Origin of the sequence: Paraburkholderia lycopersici (genome assembly GCF_900096975.1) — a bacterium.
GTDB classification, from domain to species: Bacteria; Pseudomonadota; Gammaproteobacteria; order Burkholderiales; family Burkholderiaceae; genus Paraburkholderia; species Paraburkholderia lycopersici.
Genome location: NZ_FMYQ01000002.1, coordinates 230,505 through 246,365 on the forward strand (window position 1 = coordinate 230,505; position 15,861 = coordinate 246,365).

A 15,861-nucleotide genomic window follows, 5' to 3' on the forward strand; every position below is an offset into this window, starting at 1 on the left:
CGGCGCCGGTGCCGGCTCGCCCGCAGGTCCGGGCACGCGGCTTGCTCGCCTGCACAAGTTTTTCTCGTCGCGACCGCATCGACTTGCCAAACAAGGAGACTTTCCGCATGCGCGCAATGCCTTTTCGTGACGGCTGCACGATCGAGTCGCCCGTGCGCGACCTGCGCCGTGTGCCCATTCACCCCGATCACTGGTATCCGCTCGCCTGGTCGCGCGAGCTCAAGCCCGGCAAGACGCTGGGCGCCCATTTCGCCGGCGAGCCGATCGTGCTCGCGCGCACCGCGTCCGGCTCGGTATTCGCGCTCGAAGACCGCTGCGCGCACCGGCAGGTGCCGCTGCACGCGGGCGTGGTGGATGGCGAGTCGATTCGCTGCGGCTATCACGGCTGGACCTATGACTGCTCCGGCCAATGCGTGGACGTGCCCTACCTTGGCCGCGAGCGGCTGCCCAATGGGGTGCGCGCCTATCCGTGCCGCGAGGCGCACGGCATGATCTTCGTCTTCCCCGGCGACGCCACGCTTGCCGGCGAGCGGCCGCTTCCGCAGCTCGCCTCGGTGACGGACAAGGCGTACAAGACGCGCCGCTTCGGCCGCGAAGTGAGCTGTCACTACTCGTTCATGCACGAGAACCTGATGGACATGAATCATCAGTTCCTGCACCGGCGGCAGATGGGGCAGATGCGGGCGCGTTCGCTCGGGCGGCGGCGCGGCGAGAACTTCATCGAGGTCGATTACACGTTCGTGCGCATGGCAGGCAAGCAGCCGGCGGGGGAGGCGCTCGTGTTCGGCGCAAGCAAGAATCGGTCGGAACAGAGCGGCCAGAGCGTGATGACCGTGCGCACGGAATACCCCTATCAAACACTGCGGATACGCTCGAACGACGACGCGCTCGTGATGGACTTGTGGATCGTGTATGTGCCGCTCGACGCGCGGCAGCGCACGAACCGCACCTTCGGCCTGCTTTCGGTGCGCAGGCCGTCCGTGCCGTTTTTGCTCGACGCCGCATGGCCGCTGCTGGTCTGGTTCACCGAGCGCATCTTCAAGGAGGATCGCGCGATCGTGGAACTGGAGCAGGCCGCCCATGACAGGCAGGGTGCGGACTGGAACCACGAGGTCTTTCCCGTCATCAACGAATTGCGCGAGCTGCTGCGCAATTGCGGCGACCGCACCGTGATTCCGATACGCGAGGCGAGCGACCTGGCTTGACGCGAAGGCGCGCCGAAAGCGGCGCGTTCCACGAGCGCTTCCCGTACCTCCTTGCCCGCGGGCACGACTTCCTTGCCGATGCCGTCGCCAGTGTCGTTGCGCTTTACCCAGCTCGGGGTTCAAAAACCGATGCTAGACTCCGGGCATTCTTGACGTGAATTCACAAGTGACGATCGTGGCCGATATCGTCCAACCCGCCGATCTGGGCTTCTTTTCGACGCTCGTCTCCTCGGGCAGCCTGAGCGCCGCCGCGCGCGAACTGGGCCTGACGCCTGCCGCGGTCAGCAAGCGGCTTGCGCAAATGGAGGAGCGTGCCGGTGTGCCGCTCGTCAACCGCACGACCCGCCGCATGACGTTGACGCCCGAAGGCGAGGTGTATCTGGAGCACGCGCGCCGCATTCTCGACGAGATCGACGAACTCGGCGAGTTGCTGGGCGGCGCGAAGCAGCATCCCAAGGGGCTGCTGCGCGTGAATGCCACGCTGGGATTCGGACGCAGCCATATCGGGCCGGCGCTTTCGCGCTTCGTCGTGCAGTACCCGCAGGTATCGGCGCAGCTTCAGCTCTCGGCGACGCCGCCCCCGCTGACCGAGGACTCATACGATGTGTGCATTCGCTTCGGCGAGCCGCCCGACCCGCGCGTGATCGCGCGGCGTCTCGCTGCCAACCGGCGCCTGCTTTGCGCGGCGCCCGCGTATCTCGCTAGCCGGGGCGCGCCCGCCACGCCGCATGACCTCGCGAAGCACAACTGCATCAGCATTCGCCAGGGCGACGAGGCCTATGGCGTGTGGCGGCTTTCGCGCGAACGCGGCGGCTCGCGCAAGCCGGAAGCCATCCGCATCAATGGCAACCTCACGACCAACGACGGCGAGATCGCCGTGAAGTGGGCGCTGGACGGGCACGGCATCCTCATGCGCGCCGAGTGGGACATCAACGAGTATCTGGCCGATGGGCGGCTCGTCGTCGTGCTGCCCGAGTACGAAACGCCGGGCGCGGACATTTATGCCGTCTACGCGCAGCGCCTCCAGCTTTCCACGCGTATTCGCGCGTTCGTCGATTTTCTCGCCGTCGAACTCGGCAGATCGCAGCGGCATCAGGCGCCGCGCCGCGCTTAACGTCGCACGCGCGGTGCCTGCCAGTTCGATTTGCGCGCGAAGTCGACGAACGAACTCAGGTAGTCGACCACGGCATCCGATTCGCGCGTGCCGAGAAAGATCTGCTTGGCAATGCCTTCCTTGCCGAGCTTGAGCACGACCAGCGGCATGCGGTCGGCGTATTCCTCCGCGAGCCAGCGCGGCAACGCAGCCACGCCGCGTCCGCTCGCCACCATCTGCAACATGATGTCGGTCGTTTCGATCGTCTTGTGGCGGCGCGGCGCGATGTTGGCGGGCCGCAAAAACTGGTTGTAGATGTCGAGCCGATCCGTTTCCACCGGATAGGTAATGAGCGTTTCATCCACGAGCGCCTCGGGCTTCACATAGCGAACCTTGGCCAGCCGATGTCCTTCGGCCACCACGAGCACCTGCTCGTAGTCGAACACGGGTTCGAAGCGCAGGCCGGGCCGGTTGAGCGGATCGGGCGTGACCAGCACGTCGATGTCGTAGCCGAACAGCGCGCCGATGCCGCCGAACTGGAACCGCTGCTTCACGTCCACGTCGACGTCGGGCCAGCGCGCGAGGTAGGGCGAAACCACCTTGAGCAGCCACTGGTAGCACGGATGGCACTCCATGCCGATGCGCAAGGTGCCGCGCTCGCCTTCGGCGTACTGCTTCATGCGCGCTTCGGCAAGCTCGAACTGCGGCAGCAGACGCTCGGCGAGCGAGAGTAGATACTGTCCGGCCTGAGTGAGGCGCAGGCTGCGCCCCTCGCGGTCCCAGATCGGCGTGCCGAGCTGCTGCTCGATTTTCTTGACGGTATGGCTCAACGCCGACTGTGTGAGAAAGAGTGTGCTGGCCGCGGCCGTGAGCGACCCCTGGCGCTGGACCTCGCGGACGATGACGAGATGAATGCGTTCGAGCATGGTGGCCATAGATGAAAAAAAATAATCGATAAATGAAATAATGCCATTTTATTTCATGATGCGAAAATCCTATGATGACTGCCACCCGGGTTTTTCCCGCACTCTTCTTTTTGAACGGCAGCGCATATGGTCACCACGCACAATCTTGGCTTTCCGCGCATCGGCGCGAAACGCGAACTCAAATCCGGCCTGGAACGCTACTGGAAGGGCGAGTCCGCGCGCGACGAACTGAAGGCGCTCGGCGCCGAACTGCGCGCACGCCACTGGGGGAACCAGAAGGGGCTCGACTTCGTGCCCGCCGGCGATTTTTCGTTCTACGACCAGGTGCTCGACATGAGCTTCACGCTCGGCAACCTGCCCGAGCGCGTCCAGGGCTTTCACGGCGACAAGCTCGATAACTACTTTCGCGTGGCGCGTGGCCGTTCGGCACACGGCGCCGAAGAACACGCGGTCTGCTGCGGCGGCGTGGCGGCGGGCGAAATGACGAAGTGGTTCGATACGAACTATCACTACATCGTCCCCGAATTCACGGCCGGGACGCAGTTCAACCTCGACACGTCGCGGCTTTCCGGGCAATTGCGCGAGGCGCGCGAACTGGGCGTGAAGGCCAAGCCGGTCATCATCGGCCCGCTGACCTATTTGTGGCTCGGCAAGGTCAAGGACGACTCGGACAAGCTGGCGCTGCTGCCGCGCATCATGCCCGTGTACCGCGCATTGCTCGACTACTTGCGGGTGATGGAGGTCGAGTGGGTGCAGATCGACGAGCCCGTTCTCGTGACCGAGCTAGACCCGGCGTGGCGCGCCGCGTTTGCGAGCGCGTACGAAGGGTTCGAAGTGCGCGGGGTCAAATTGCTGCTCGCCACATATTTCGGACAACTGCAGGAAAACCTGGATCTCGCCTGCTCGCTGCCCGTCGATGGGCTGCACATCGATGCGATCAACGCACGCGACGAAGTCGCGCTGGCCGTGCAAAAGCTGCCTGCGCACAGCGTGCTTTCGGTCGGCGCGGTCAACGGGCGCAACATCTGGAAGACGGACCTGAGTGCCGCGCTCGAATGGCTCGAGCCGCTCGCGAAGCAGCTTGGCGATCGTCTCTGGATCGCGCCGTCGTGTTCGCTGCTGCACGTCCCGGTCGATCTCGCGGCCGAAGAGAAGCTCGACGCCGAAATCCGCTCGTGGCTCGCATTCGCGCTGCAAAAGCTCGACGAAGTGAAGGTGCTTGCGACCGCCCTCAATGAAGGCCGCAAGCAGGTCGCCGCGGAACTTGTCGCGAACGCCGCCGCGATTGCGGCGCGCTGTGCCTCGCCGCGCGTGAACAATCCGGCGGTAAAGGCCGCAATTGCGGGCATCGACGTGAAACTCGGCGACCGCAGGCACCCCTACGCCGAGCGCGCCGCGAAGCAGGCCGCGCGGCTCGGGTTGCCCGCATACCCCACCACGACGATCGGCTCGTTCCCGCAGACCGCGCAAATCCGCCACGCGCGCAGCCAGTTCAGGAGCGGCGCGCTCGACAACGCGGGTTACGAGGCCGCGATGCGCGCCGAGATCGAACGCAGCGTGCGCGAGCAGGAAAAGCTGGGCCTCGACGTGCTCGTGCATGGCGAAGCCGAGCGTAACGACATGGTCGAATACTTCGGCGAGCAGCTCGACGGCTATGCGTTCAGCCAGTTCGGCTGGGTGCAGTCGTACGGCTCGCGCTGCGTGAAGCCGCCCATCCTGTTCGGCGACATCAGCCGGCCGAAGGCGATGACCGTCGAATGGATCACCTACGCGCAGTCGCTCACGAACAAGCCGATGAAGGGCATGCTCACGGGCCCCGTCACGATCCTGAACTGGTCGTTCGTGCGCGACGACCAGCCGCGTTCGGTATCGTGCTACCAGTTGGCGCTCGCGATCCGCGAAGAGGTGCTCGACCTCGAAAAGGCCGGCGTGCGCGTGATTCAGATCGACGAGGCCGCGCTGCGCGAAGGCCTGCCGCTGCGTCGCGCGCAATGGAGCGAGTATCTGCGCTGGGCCGTGGAGTCGTTCCGCATTGCCGCGAACGGTGTGCGGGACGAAACGCAAATCCACACGCATATGTGCTATTCCGAGTTCAACGACATCATCGCGTCGATCGCCGAAATGGACGCCGACGTCATCACGATCGAGACATCGCGCTCGGACATGGAGCTGCTCGACGCGTTCGACAACTTCAGGTATCCGAACGAAATCGGTCCGGGCGTGTACGACATTCACTCGCCGAACATCCCGAGCGAAGCGCACATCGTGCAACTGATGCGCAAGGCTGCCGGGCGTATTCCGGCGCAGCGGCTGTGGGTGAATCCCGACTGCGGACTGAAGACGCGCCAGTGGACCGAGGTGATTCCCGCGCTCACGAACATGGTCGCCGCCGCCAGGACGCTGCGCGCCGAGGCTTAACCGGCAAGCGCCCGTCCTGTTTCGCGACAGCGACAATCACGGCGGCGAGACGATGCGCCGCCTCGCTCCGCCGCGCGCGGCGAGATCTGTCGAACCCGCCGACGCGCCGTGGGCGTGCGCGAACGAGGGCGACACCGTGCGCACCGCGGAGCGCATCGACGAATTGTGCGGAACAGCCAGATGGTCCTTACATTGTCCTTGCGCGCCGCGCCTGGCGGCGCGGATTTCCGGCCGCTCGGTCCGGCTTGCCGAACGGCGGCGTCTCTCCGATCCGCGCAGTTCCCGGTACGCTTCCGGTTCGCCGGGAATGAAACAAAGTGGATCTACAGAACAAGCCGCTTTTGAGGCAGACTGGGTCTGTGGCTGCGTCGGCCACGCTATCCTTTTACTCCACGAGCAGGGACAAACAGGGACAAACGCATGTACGTACCAGCCCATTTCGCCGAAACCCGCAAGGAAGTGCTGCATGACCGCATCGCCCAACACCCGTTCGGCACGCTGGTCACGCACGGTAAAAGCGGACTCGACGCCAATCACATTCCTTTCGAACTCGCGGCCGCCGAAGGCGAACTGGGTGTGCTGCGCGCGCATGTCGCGCGGGCTAACCCGGTATGGCAGGACGTGTCGAATGGCGACGAGGTGCTCGTGATCTTCCAGGCCGGCAACGCCTATATCTCGCCGACCTGGTACCCAAGCAAGCATGAATTGCACAAGCAGGTGCCGACGTGGAATTACATCGTCGTGCATGCTCGCGGGCGCATTGCGATTCTCGACGACGAGCGCTACGTGCGCGGCGTGATCGCCCGCCTGACGCGCACGCACGAAGCGTCCCAGCCGACGCCCTGGAAAATGTCCGACGCGCCGAAGGACTACATAGACGCGATGGTCAAGGAGATCGTCGGCGTGGAGATCGAAATCACGCAGCTCGTCGGCAAGAGCAAGCTCAGCCAGAACAAGGAGGAGCGCGATATTCGGGGCGCTGGCGAAGCACTCAAGTTGCGCGGCGACTCGCCGATTGGCGACGCCATGCTTGCCGCGGCCGCCGGGAAGGTGCAATAGCGCGGGGGGACCTTCAATGGCAAGCGTTCCATCTCCAGCGTGCGGCTTCCCGGTCAGAGATTCCGCGAGCACGCGATGGGTTTCGTCGCGCTTCGCGCTCGGCGTGGAGACCAGGCACCTCGGCAAAGCCGACGGCCGCGGCATGCGACTGGTCAGGTTCGCTGCGGGCGTCGAGTACGTGCCGATTTCCGTATCGCAGGCGCGATGCCGTGGCCTGAACCCGACAGTACGAGACCGGAACGACGCATCCTCGCGAATATGAAATCCACGACGCCCGTTTTCGCACGCTGCTGCAGCCGAACGCGCAGTTCGAGGAGCTCGCCGAGGAGCTCGCGGGCGACGGTATTCACTGCTATGCGCCCGATGGAACGCGCCTCGGCAAAGTTCTCGTGCCGGAAACCGTCGCGAATCTCGTGTTCGGCGGCGCGAAGCGCAATCGTCTTTCCATCGCGGCCAGCACGTCGCTGTATTCGCTTTATGTCGGCGTGCGCGGCGCGTCCCATGGAGAGTTGCCATGAAATCCGCTGATCCGGCCGCCGCTTTGGGGCTTTCGGGCGCGCTGATTCTGCTCGACGGTCGTGATGACGTCGCCATCGCGCGCGAGCAGTTGCTGCCGGGCTCGCCCCTGGGGGGCGAATACACGGTTGCGGGCATGATTGCGCCAGGCCACAAGGTCGCGCTGCGCGATATCGCAGAAGGCGAGCCGGTGCGCCGTTATGGTCAGATCATCGGCTTCGCGAGCCGTCCCATTCGCCGCGGCGAGCACGTGCACACCCAGAATCTGTCGATGGGCGACTTCGAGCGCGACTACGCGTTCGGCGTTGACGCGCACGAAACGCTGGCGGCCGCGCAACCCGCCACGTTTCTCGGCATCCGGCGCACCGATGGCCGCATTGCGACGCGCAATTACATAGGCATCCTGACGTCTGTCAATTGCTCGGCCACTGTCGCGCGCGCGATAGCCGACCACTTTCGCCGTGACATCCGTCCCGAAGCGCTGGAGCCGTTCCCCAACGTGGATGGCGTGGTGGCGCTCACGCATGGCGAGGGATGCGCGCTCGCGGCCGAGGGTGAGCCGATCGCGGTGTTGCGCCGCACGCTCGCGGGCTACGCGCGGCATCCCAACTTTCACGCAGTGCTGATCGTGGGGCTCGGCTGCGAGACGAACCAGATCGACGCTCTCGTGGAGGCCGAACACCTCGAGCGCGGTGGGCGCCTCTCGACGATGACGATTCAGCAGACCGGCGGCACCGCGCGCACGGTCGCCGCCGGCATCGAACGGGTGCGTGCGCTGCTGGCAGAGGCGAATCGCGTGACGCGCGAGCCCGTGCCCGCGCGTCACCTGATGGTCGGTCTGCAGTGCGGGGGCTCGGACGGCTATTCGGGCATCTCCGCGAACCCCGCGCTTGGTGCGGCGGTGGACCGGCTGGTCGCGCATGGCGGGACGGCGATTCTTTCCGAAACGCCCGAAATCTACGGCGCCGAGCATCTGCTTACGCGGCGGGCCGCCTCGCGCGAGGTGGGGGAAAGGCTGGTGGCGCGCATCCGCTGGTGGGAGGCGTATTGCGCGCGCATGCAAGCCGACATGAACAACAATCCGTCGGCCGGAAACAAGGCGGGTGGCCTCACGACGATACTCGAGAAGTCGCTCGGCGCGGTGGCCAAAGGCGGCACGACGCAACTCGTCGAAACCTACGAATATGCGCAGCCTGTGCGCGCGCAGGGGCTCGTGTTCATGGACACGCCCGGCTACGATCCCGTTTCCGCCACCGGCCAGGTGGCCGGCGGCGCCAATCTGATCTGCTTCACGACGGGCCGAGGCTCCGCATACGGGTGTGCGCCTTCGCCGTCGCTCAAGCTGGGGACGAACAGCGCGCTGTGGCGCCGCCAGGAAGAGGACATCGACCTCAATTGCGGCCGCATTCTGGACGGCGAGCAAAGCGTGGACGAGGCGGGCGCGGCGATCTTCGAATTGATGCTCGCGACCGCCTCGGGACAGCGCACGAAGAGCGAGCGGCACGGCTACGGCCAGAGCGAATTCGTGCCGTGGCACCTTGGGGCGGTCATGTAGGGTGCGCGCAGGCAGGACAGGCGCCGCCAGGCTGCAGTCACTGCGCGACATTCAGCCATGCACGCGGTTCGAAACATGTCGAACGCCATCGCTTCAAAGGGGCCGGAAGTCTCCGTCGACGCGTGGCCGCCCTGCGTTCGATGCGCCCTCTCGCGAGCACGACGCGCAGGCGTTCGTCGAGTGGCTGAAGGCGACGCGCCGCGAGGCGGGTCTCGTCGAGGCTGCGCGGATGGGGGACCGGAGCGGGAAATCGCTGCTTGCGAGCGCCAAATACGCCAATGACGCGCCGCTCACTGGTCGCACGTCACCTCGTTTTTGGGCGCGACGATAATCACGGGATACGTTCCCCGATCGAGTTCGACGCGCACGACGATGGACGTGGTGGCCGCATCGCTGTCGTCGTAGACGCTCACCTTTTCGTCCTTCAATAGCGTCACGCCGGTGCAGCCCGAAGCGTGGCTGTCGTCGTCGGCGATCTTGCATTGAATTTCGTTGTCCTTGAGGTAGCGAATCCGGTCGCGCTCGGGCGTCGCCAGATACTCGCGCACGCTCGACGGCGAGCCCGCCACGCCGGTGACGTAGCCGATGGCGCAGTCGCGTTTCGAGTTCGAGTCGCCGGCCGACGTTTGCGCCATGGCGGTCGTGGCGGCTGCGAGCGCCGTGACGGCGAAGACGGAGGAGAGGATGACGCACTTCATGTTTCTTCTTTGCCGCGTATGAGAGGAGCGTAATTCTAGCGCTTCCCGATATTCCGCTAAGATCGACGCGAAATTCACAGACTGAAGCTTCTGCAAGCCAAACGCGCAATGGACCGTATCGACGCCATGAAGGTATTCGTCGCCGCGCTGGACGAGGGGAGCCTGGCGGGCGCGGGCCGCCGGCTGGGCCGCTCGCCTGCGGCGGTGAGCCGGGCCATCGCGTTTCTGGAGGCGCACACGGGCGCGCCGCTGCTGTATCGCACCACGCGCACGATCCGGCTGAGCGAAGCGGGCGAGCGCTATGCGCTGGCGTGCCGGCGCATTCTCGCCGATCTCGAAGAAGCGGACCTGCTCGCAGCCGACGAGCGTTCCGCGCCGCGCGGGTTGCTCGGCGTGACGGCGGCGGTGGCCGTGGGCGAACACGTGCTGCGCCCGATGATCGACGAGTTTCTCGATCACAACCCCGAGGTGTCGATCCGCCTGCATCTGCTCGACCGGCCGGTCAGCCTTGTCGACGAGGGCATCGATGTCGCGCTGCGCATTGCGCATCTGCAGGACTCGACGCTCGTCGCGATACCGGTGGGTGAAGTTCGGCGCGTGGTGGTCGCTTCGCCGGAGTATCTCGCCACTCACCCAGCCATCGAGGCGCCCGCCGATCTCGCCAGCCACCCGATCATCTCCATGACGCATTTCGGGCTCGACTCGTGGAGCTTTCCGGCGGCGCGCCAGACGGCGCTGCCCAAGGTCGTGCAGTTCTCGCCGCGCTTCATCGTCAATACGATTCGAGGCGCGCTGGCTTCGGCCGTGGCGGGACATGGCGTGACGCGTCTCTTTTCCTATCACGTGGCCGAAGAGGTCAAGGCCGGCGGGCTCAGGATCGTCCTGCGCGACAACGAACACGCGCCGCTACCCGTGAATCTCGTGATGCCGCAAGGGCGCCTTTCGGTGCCCAAGGTGCGCCGTTTCGTCGATTTCGCCGCGCCACGGCTGCGCGAGTATTTCGAGCAGGCCCGGCAAATTACCGACGCCGATTGACGACCCATTCGATCGCCGCACGGAAGAATGACTTCCGCGCGGCGGCGATTCTCCCGGCGCGCGAGCTAACCTAGACTGACTCCCACATTCAACGGGTGCTTAACCGCATCGGGTCATGGGAGTTGTCATGCAGCAGGCCGTCCCGAATCCGGCCGTCTGCGGCGTCCGGCGGGGCACGCTCGCCGAGGTCGGCGCGAACCTGATCGGCATTCGTTTCGCCCGTATGCCGGTTTTCTCCGCGCCGAGGGCGAAATGAGCGCCACGGTTTCTTCTTCGGCGCGCGCGTTCGCGCCGGCCGAGCCAGGCGGCTACGCGGAGCGCAACCTCCGTTACTGGCGACGCAATCTCGTCGTCTGCGTGTTCGGCTCGTTCACGACGCTCGTGAGCCTGAGCATGCTCCTGCCGTTCCTGCCGCTCTACGTGCGGCAGCTCGGCGTAGCCTCGCAGCCGGCCGTGATCCAGTGGTCGGGCATCGCGTTCGGCGCGACCTTCCTCGGCACGGCGCTCACCGCGCCGCTCTGGGGGCGCCTTGCCGACCGCTTCGGCCGCAAGCCCATGCTCGTGCGCGCAGCCATCGGCATGGCCGTGGTGATGTCGCTGATCGGCATGGCGCATAACGTGTACGAGCTTGTCGCGCTGCGCCTGGTCGCCGGGCTCGTGGGCGGCTACGCGTCGGCGTCCGCGGTGATGGTCGGCACCCAGGCGCCGCGCGAACGCGCGGGCTGGGCGCTCGGCATGCTTTCCACCGGCGCGCTGGCCGGTAATCTCGTGGGGCCGCTGGTGGGCGGCGTGCTGCCCGGCTGGATCGGCATACGCGGCACGTTCTTCGCGGGCGGCGCGATGATCGCGCTGGCGGCATTGTTGACCATCTTCGTGGTGAAGGAAGCGTTTCATCCGGCCAGCGACGCGAAAGCCCACGCGCGCGGCGCGGCGGCAGCGAACGTGCGCCGTCCCGACTACGCGGTCGTGGCCGCGCTGCTGGTGACCGCGATGATGGTACTGCTCGCCAACATGTCGATCGAACCGGTCATCACGGTCTATATCGGCAGCCTGGGTGTGGGTGCGGCGGATCTCGCGCGCGTGGCGGGCGTGGTCATGGCATGCTCGGCGCTCGGCAGTATGCTCACGGCGGCGCGCCTCGGCGCCCTGGCCGACCGGTTCGGGAGCTGGCGCGTGATCGTCGCTTGCCTCGTGCTCACGGGGCTCGCGATGGTGCCGCAAGCGTTCGTCACGCACTGGTGGCAGCTTGCGGCCTTGCGCATGCTGATGGGCATGACGCTCGCCGGCCTCCTGCCCTCCATCGGCAAGCTGGCGCGGCAGTCGGTGGACGAAAGCAGGACGGGCAGCATGCTCGGCTATCTGCAATCGGCGCAATTCAGCGGCCAGGTGGCGGGCCCGGTGATCGGCGGCGTGATCGGCGTTCATTTCGGGCTGCACGCCGTGTTCTTCGCGACCGGCGCGCTCCTCGCCGCCTGCGGCGGACTTGCGCACTGGGCGCAGCGCCGCGTTCGAGCCTGATACGCTGACGGGCACAAGGAAACTGGACCGCATCCGGAGGGAAAGCAACATGAGCACACAAGCAGGCGATCGCGCGTTGCTGCGCGCGATCGGCATTCAGAAGCCGATCATTCAGGCGCCCATGGCGGGCGTCACCACGCCGGCGCTGGCCGCCGCCGTTTCGAACGCGGGCGCGCTCGGCTCGCTAGGCGTCGCCGCGATGAGCGCGGAGAACGCGCGCAAGGCGATCCGCCAGACGCGCGAGCTCACGGCGAGGCCGTTCAATGTCAACGTGTTCTGCCATCGTCCGGCCACGCCCGACGCGGCCGTGGAGTGCGCATGGCTCGACTGGCTCGCGCCGGTGTTCCGGCAATACGGCGCGACGCCGCCGCAGTCGCTCTCGGAGATCTATACGAGCTTCGTCGTGAACGAGGCGATGCAGGCCATGCTGCTGGAAGAGAAGCCGGCCGTCGTGAGTTTTCATTTCGGCTTGCCGCCAGATGCGGTGGTGGCCGGCCTCAAGCACGCGGGCATCCGCTTGTTTGCGAGCGCGACGAACCTCGACGAGGCGGCGGCAGCCGTTGAAGCGGGTGTCGATGGCATCGTCGCGCAGGGCATCGAGGCGGGCGGCCATCGCGGCGTGTTCGATCAAGACGCGCGCGACGAGGGGCTCGGCACGTTCGCGCTCACGCGCCTGCTCGTGAGCGAGTTCGACGTGCCGGTGATCGCGGCGGGCGGCATCATGGACGGCGCGGGCATTGCCGCCGCGCTCGCGCTCGGCGCGCAGGCGGCGCAACTGGGCACGGCATTCGTGGCCTGCCCGGAGACCTCGGCCGACGAAGGCTATCGTCGCGCCTTGCTCGGCGACGCGGCGCGCCATACGACGTTCACCTCGGCCATCTCGGGGCGCCTCGCGCGCAGCATCGTCAACCGCTTCACCGCGCTCGGCGAGGACCCGCAGGCGCCGCGCATTCCGTCCTATCCGATCACCTACGATGCGGGCAAGGCCCTGATCGCTGCCGCGAAGGCCAAGGGCGAGTCCGGCTACGGCGCGCAATGGGCTGGCCAGGCCGCGCCGCTCGCTCGCGCCTTGCCTGCTGCGGAACTCGTGGCGCAACTGGAGCGCGAAACGCGCGAAAGCATCGAGCGTTTGCAGTCCGTATGGGGCTGACGAGGCGGCTGGCGACAGCGCGCGGTCCGGCCCGGCTTGCCATCGCGTCGGCAAGCGGGCCCCGGCCGGGGGCGAAGAGCGGGGCACCGGCGCCGGAAATGGCGGCGTAGCTGCCGGGCGGTCGCGGCGGCGCGCGCCCGGTCGCCGGACCGAAGCCGGATGCGGCATACTGCGAAACGCGTCACGCCTTTGCTCCCGGGGAGGGCCGCGATGATTTTCCGCCAGCTTTTCGACCCCGTATCGTGTACCTATAGCTACGTGCTCGGCGACGCCGAAAGCGGCGAGGCGCTGCTGATCGATCCCGTCTACGAGCATGTGCCGCGCGACCTTGCGCTGCTGCGGGAACTGGGCCTGCGGCTTCAGGCGACGCTCGATACCCACGTGCATGCCGACCACGTGACCGGCGCATGGCGCTTGCGCGAGCGCTGCGGCAGCCAGATCGCGCTTGCCGCAGCGGTGGGCGCCGAGGGCGTGAATCGCCCGTTGCGGCATGGCGACCGGGTGACCTTCGGCAAGCGTCATCTGGCGGTGCGCGCAACGCCAGGCCACACCAGCGGCTGCCTGACCTACGTGCTCGACGACGAGCGCATGGCCTTCACCGGCGACAGCCTGTTGATCCGCGGCTGCGGCCGCACCGATTTCCAGGGCGGGAGCGCGGAGCAGCTGTTCACTTCCGTGCGCGGGCAGATCCTCAGCTTGCCCGACGCCTGCCTGCTCTATCCGGCGCACGACTATCGCGGCATCACGGTCACGAGCGTGACCGAAGAGCGGCGCTTCAATCCGCGTCTGGGCGGCGACGTCGATCTCGGCGACTTCGCGGGCTACATGAACAACCTGAATTTGCCGCACCCCAAGCTGATGGCCGTGGCGGTGCCCGCCAATCTGCGGTGCGGCAAGCCGGAAGGCGAGGCGCCGATAGACGAATCGCCCGACTGGGCGCCGCTCACGCTGCGCTTTAGCGGCGTTTGGGAAATCGAGCCCATGGCGCTGCTCGAACATGCGGCGGCGATGCAGATCGTCGATGTGCGGGAGGCGCCGGAGTTCATAGACCGCCTCGGCCACCTGCCCGGCGCCAAGCTGGTGCCGCTCTCGCAGTTGATGTCGCGGCTCGACGAGCTTGATCGGACACGGCCGGTCGTGGCGGTATGCCGCTCGGGCGCGCGGTCGGCGCAGGCGAGCGTGTTGCTGAGCAAGGCCGGCTTCGGCAAGGTGGCCAATCTCGCTGGCGGGATGCTGCGCTGGAAGGCCGAGGGGCTGCCCGTCGCGCCGGGCAACCCCTGACGACGCGTTCGAGGAGACGACCATGGCATCGCGCGACTTCACCGGGTTTTCCTGGGACGAACAGGAAGACATCAAGGCCGTGCTCGCAAGCCGGGGGCGCGATCTGCGCGAGTTCAATATCACGGACAACGACGAAGCGGCGGCCGGAGGAAAGCGCGCGACGACCCGGCAGATCAGCGTAACGCGGGTCAGCAACGGCAAGACGGCGGTCTACGACACCGACCGCTTCGCGCCGTGGATCGCGGATTTCGACGAAGCGCTGCGGGCTGGCGAGTTCGACGACTGAGCGAAAACGGACGCATCGAGCGCCCGGGTGGCGCGCGGCGCGCGCGCGTTGCCGGCGTACACTTTTGCCTTGGGAAAGCAAACGGGAACCAGGAGCCAGGCAAGCCATGACGAACGCGACGGTGCCCGATGGCCGGAACGATCACTGGCTCGTCGTGCGGCGCGATGCGCACACGGGCATCGAAAGCCTGCGCGCCCATTTCAGCGGCCACGCCTACGATCCCCACGATCACGACGACATGCTGATCGGCTACACGGAGCAGGGCGTGCAGCGCTTCCAGTGTCACCGGTCGCAGCATACGAGCGTGCCGGGCCGCGCGATCCTGATCGAGCCGGGCGCGCTGCACGATGGTCACGCGCCCGAACCGGGCGGTTTCACCTATGCCATGCTGTACCTGCCGCAGCCGTGGGTCGAGCGCGCGGCGCGCAGGCTGAATATTCCCGGGCTTGGCGGCGTCGAGGCGGCTTTCGGCAATACGCTCGTTGACGACGCGCGCCTTGTCGACGCGATTCGGCGCGCTTTTGCCGCGATCTACGGTAACGAAGGCCGGCTGGCGCGAGACGAGGCGCTCGATCGGCTGCTGGAGCGCCTCGGCGGACAGTTGCGCGATGCGTCGACAGCGGGCGGCCTCGCCGCGCCGCCCGCGATCGTCCGTGCGCGCGATCTGCTGCACGAGCACATGAGCTGGAACATCGGGCTCGACGAACTCGTCGATATCTCCGGCATCGACCGGTTTCGCCTGACGCGTATGTTCCAGCGCGAGTTCGGCACATCGCCGCATGCATACCTCGTGCGTTTGCGCCTGCGCGCGGCGCGAAAACTGCTTGCGGCTGGCCACACACCGGCGCAGGTTGCCGCGGAAGTCGGATTCGCCGATCAAAGCCATCTTGGCCGCTGGTTTCGCCGCGCGTACCGCATGACGCCCGCAACCTACCGGCGCATATGCACGAACATGCCGGACTGAGCACCGAGGTGCTGCGTGCGCATCGCTTTGCCTGGCAAGGGGGCTTTGGGCGCGGGCCCCGTTGGCGTTGAAATAACCGGGCCGCCAAACCACCATTCATCAGGCTATCAATCAGGCCATCAATCGCGCGCCAATGAAAGCGGAAGCGCTGCCTACA

General features: G+C 66.6%; 14 protein-coding genes and 1 pseudogene. 13 read left to right on the forward strand and 2 right to left on the reverse strand.

Annotation, left to right across the window (positions count from 1 at the left end):
• Positions 1 to 107 precede the first annotated feature (107 nt).
• Positions 108 to 1,205, forward strand: coding sequence for an aromatic ring-hydroxylating oxygenase subunit alpha (locus BLU17_RS03895; protein WP_091994703.1), 1,098 nt, complete (start codon positions 108 to 110; stop codon positions 1,203 to 1,205).
• A 175-nt stretch (positions 1,206 to 1,380) separates the two neighbouring features.
• The gene (locus tag BLU17_RS03900; protein ID WP_091995080.1) at positions 1,381 to 2,319 is read left to right on the forward strand and encodes a LysR family transcriptional regulator; all 939 of its coding nucleotides are present in this window, start codon (positions 1,381 to 1,383) and stop codon (positions 2,317 to 2,319) included.
• Here BLU17_RS03900 and BLU17_RS03905 read toward each other — a convergent pair.
• Entirely contained in the window at positions 2,316 to 3,224 is a 909-nt protein-coding gene (locus tag BLU17_RS03905; protein WP_091995083.1) for a LysR family transcriptional regulator, read from the reverse strand. The two genes, BLU17_RS03900 and BLU17_RS03905, sit on opposite strands and share 4 nt — an antisense overlap.
• Positions 3,225 to 3,350: 126 nt before the next feature.
• On the opposite strand from BLU17_RS03905, the gene metE reads away from it, so the two are divergent.
• The 4 genes and pseudogenes from metE (at position 3,351) to BLU17_RS03930 (ending at position 8,772) form a co-directional block, all read left to right on the forward strand.
• The gene (gene metE / locus BLU17_RS03910; RefSeq protein WP_091994706.1) at positions 3,351 to 5,642 is read left to right on the forward strand and encodes a 5-methyltetrahydropteroyltriglutamate--homocysteine S-methyltransferase; all 2,292 of its coding nucleotides are present in this window, start codon (positions 3,351 to 3,353) and stop codon (positions 5,640 to 5,642) included.
• A gap of 420 nt (positions 5,643 to 6,062) precedes the next feature.
• Positions 6,063 to 6,701, forward strand: a complete 639-nt coding sequence (locus tag BLU17_RS03915) for an FMN-binding negative transcriptional regulator (RefSeq protein ID WP_091994711.1) — start codon at positions 6,063 to 6,065, stop codon at positions 6,699 to 6,701.
• Positions 6,702 to 7,033: 332 nt separating this feature from the next.
• Positions 7,034 to 7,219, forward strand: a pseudogene (locus BLU17_RS33620) (SMP-30/gluconolactonase/LRE family protein); the annotation flags it as partial.
• The gene (locus BLU17_RS03930) at positions 7,216 to 8,772 is read left to right on the forward strand and encodes a UxaA family hydrolase (protein ID WP_091994718.1); all 1,557 of its coding nucleotides are present in this window, start codon (positions 7,216 to 7,218) and stop codon (positions 8,770 to 8,772) included. The pseudogene BLU17_RS33620 and the gene BLU17_RS03930, both read left to right, overlap by 4 nt.
• A gap of 290 nt (positions 8,773 to 9,062) precedes the next feature.
• On the opposite strand, the gene BLU17_RS03935 is transcribed toward BLU17_RS03930, so the two are convergent.
• Positions 9,063 to 9,470: a hypothetical protein gene (locus BLU17_RS03935; RefSeq protein ID WP_091994722.1), complete on the reverse strand. Its 408-nt coding sequence runs from the start codon at positions 9,468 to 9,470 to the stop codon at positions 9,063 to 9,065.
• A gap of 108 nt (positions 9,471 to 9,578) precedes the next feature.
• Between BLU17_RS03935 and BLU17_RS03940 the strand changes: the two genes are divergently transcribed.
• From BLU17_RS03940 to BLU17_RS03965, 7 genes are all read left to right on the forward strand, one after another.
• Positions 9,579 to 10,505, forward strand: coding sequence for a LysR family transcriptional regulator (locus BLU17_RS03940; protein ID WP_091994725.1), 927 nt, complete (start codon positions 9,579 to 9,581; stop codon positions 10,503 to 10,505).
• 127 nt (positions 10,506 to 10,632) lie between these two features.
• On the forward strand, positions 10,633 to 10,761 hold the full coding sequence (locus tag BLU17_RS34175) for a hypothetical protein (RefSeq protein WP_281247797.1): 129 nt from the start codon (positions 10,633 to 10,635) through the stop codon (positions 10,759 to 10,761).
• Positions 10,758 to 12,023, forward strand: a complete 1,266-nt coding sequence (locus BLU17_RS03945; RefSeq protein WP_091994730.1) for an MFS transporter — start codon at positions 10,758 to 10,760, stop codon at positions 12,021 to 12,023. Before BLU17_RS34175 ends, BLU17_RS03945 begins: the two co-directional genes overlap by 4 nt.
• Positions 12,024 to 12,072: 49 nt before the next feature.
• A complete protein-coding gene (locus tag BLU17_RS03950; RefSeq protein WP_091994734.1) occupies positions 12,073 to 13,173 on the forward strand; it encodes an NAD(P)H-dependent flavin oxidoreductase in 1,101 nt (366 codons plus the stop codon).
• A gap of 210 nt (positions 13,174 to 13,383) precedes the next feature.
• Complete coding sequence (locus BLU17_RS03955; RefSeq protein ID WP_091994737.1) at positions 13,384 to 14,454, forward strand: MBL fold metallo-hydrolase; 1,071 nt, start codon at positions 13,384 to 13,386, stop codon at positions 14,452 to 14,454.
• A 22-nt stretch (positions 14,455 to 14,476) separates the two neighbouring features.
• Positions 14,477 to 14,740: a hypothetical protein gene (locus tag BLU17_RS03960; RefSeq protein WP_091994741.1), complete on the forward strand. Its 264-nt coding sequence runs from the start codon at positions 14,477 to 14,479 to the stop codon at positions 14,738 to 14,740.
• Between the two features lie 106 nt (positions 14,741 to 14,846).
• Positions 14,847 to 15,704 carry an AraC family transcriptional regulator gene (locus BLU17_RS03965; protein ID WP_091994746.1) on the forward strand — a complete coding sequence of 286 codons (858 nt, stop codon included), beginning with the start codon at positions 14,847 to 14,849 and terminating at the stop codon, positions 15,702 to 15,704.
• The last annotated feature ends 157 nt before the right edge of the window (positions 15,705 to 15,861 follow it).

Bases quoted from the DNA above. Each gene is read 5' to 3' on its own strand.
- BLU17_RS03895 (WP_091994703.1), top strand. From the start codon at position 108: ATGCGCGCAATGCCTTTTCGTGACGGCTGCACGATCGAGTCGCCCGTG.
- BLU17_RS03930 (WP_091994718.1), top strand. From the start codon at position 7,216: ATGAAATCCGCTGATCCGGCCGCCGCTTTGGGGCTTTCGGGCGCGCTG.
- BLU17_RS03950 (WP_091994734.1), top strand. From the start codon at position 12,073: ATGAGCACACAAGCAGGCGATCGCGCGTTGCTGCGCGCGATCGGCATT.
- BLU17_RS34175 (WP_281247797.1), top strand. From the start codon at position 10,633: ATGCAGCAGGCCGTCCCGAATCCGGCCGTCTGCGGCGTCCGGCGGGGC.
- BLU17_RS03935 (WP_091994722.1), bottom strand. From the start codon at position 9,470: ATGAAGTGCGTCATCCTCTCCTCCGTCTTCGCCGTCACGGCGCTCGCA.
- BLU17_RS03905 (WP_091995083.1), bottom strand. From the start codon at position 3,224: ATGCTCGAACGCATTCATCTCGTCATCGTCCGCGAGGTCCAGCGCCAG.
- BLU17_RS03965 (WP_091994746.1), top strand. From the start codon at position 14,847: ATGACGAACGCGACGGTGCCCGATGGCCGGAACGATCACTGGCTCGTC.
- BLU17_RS03955 (WP_091994737.1), top strand. From the start codon at position 13,384: ATGATTTTCCGCCAGCTTTTCGACCCCGTATCGTGTACCTATAGCTAC.
- BLU17_RS03960 (WP_091994741.1), top strand. From the start codon at position 14,477: ATGGCATCGCGCGACTTCACCGGGTTTTCCTGGGACGAACAGGAAGAC.
- BLU17_RS03940 (WP_091994725.1), top strand. From the start codon at position 9,579: ATGGACCGTATCGACGCCATGAAGGTATTCGTCGCCGCGCTGGACGAG.
- BLU17_RS03915 (WP_091994711.1), top strand. From the start codon at position 6,063: ATGTACGTACCAGCCCATTTCGCCGAAACCCGCAAGGAAGTGCTGCAT.
- metE (WP_091994706.1), top strand. From the start codon at position 3,351: ATGGTCACCACGCACAATCTTGGCTTTCCGCGCATCGGCGCGAAACGC.
- BLU17_RS03945 (WP_091994730.1), top strand. From the start codon at position 10,758: ATGAGCGCCACGGTTTCTTCTTCGGCGCGCGCGTTCGCGCCGGCCGAG.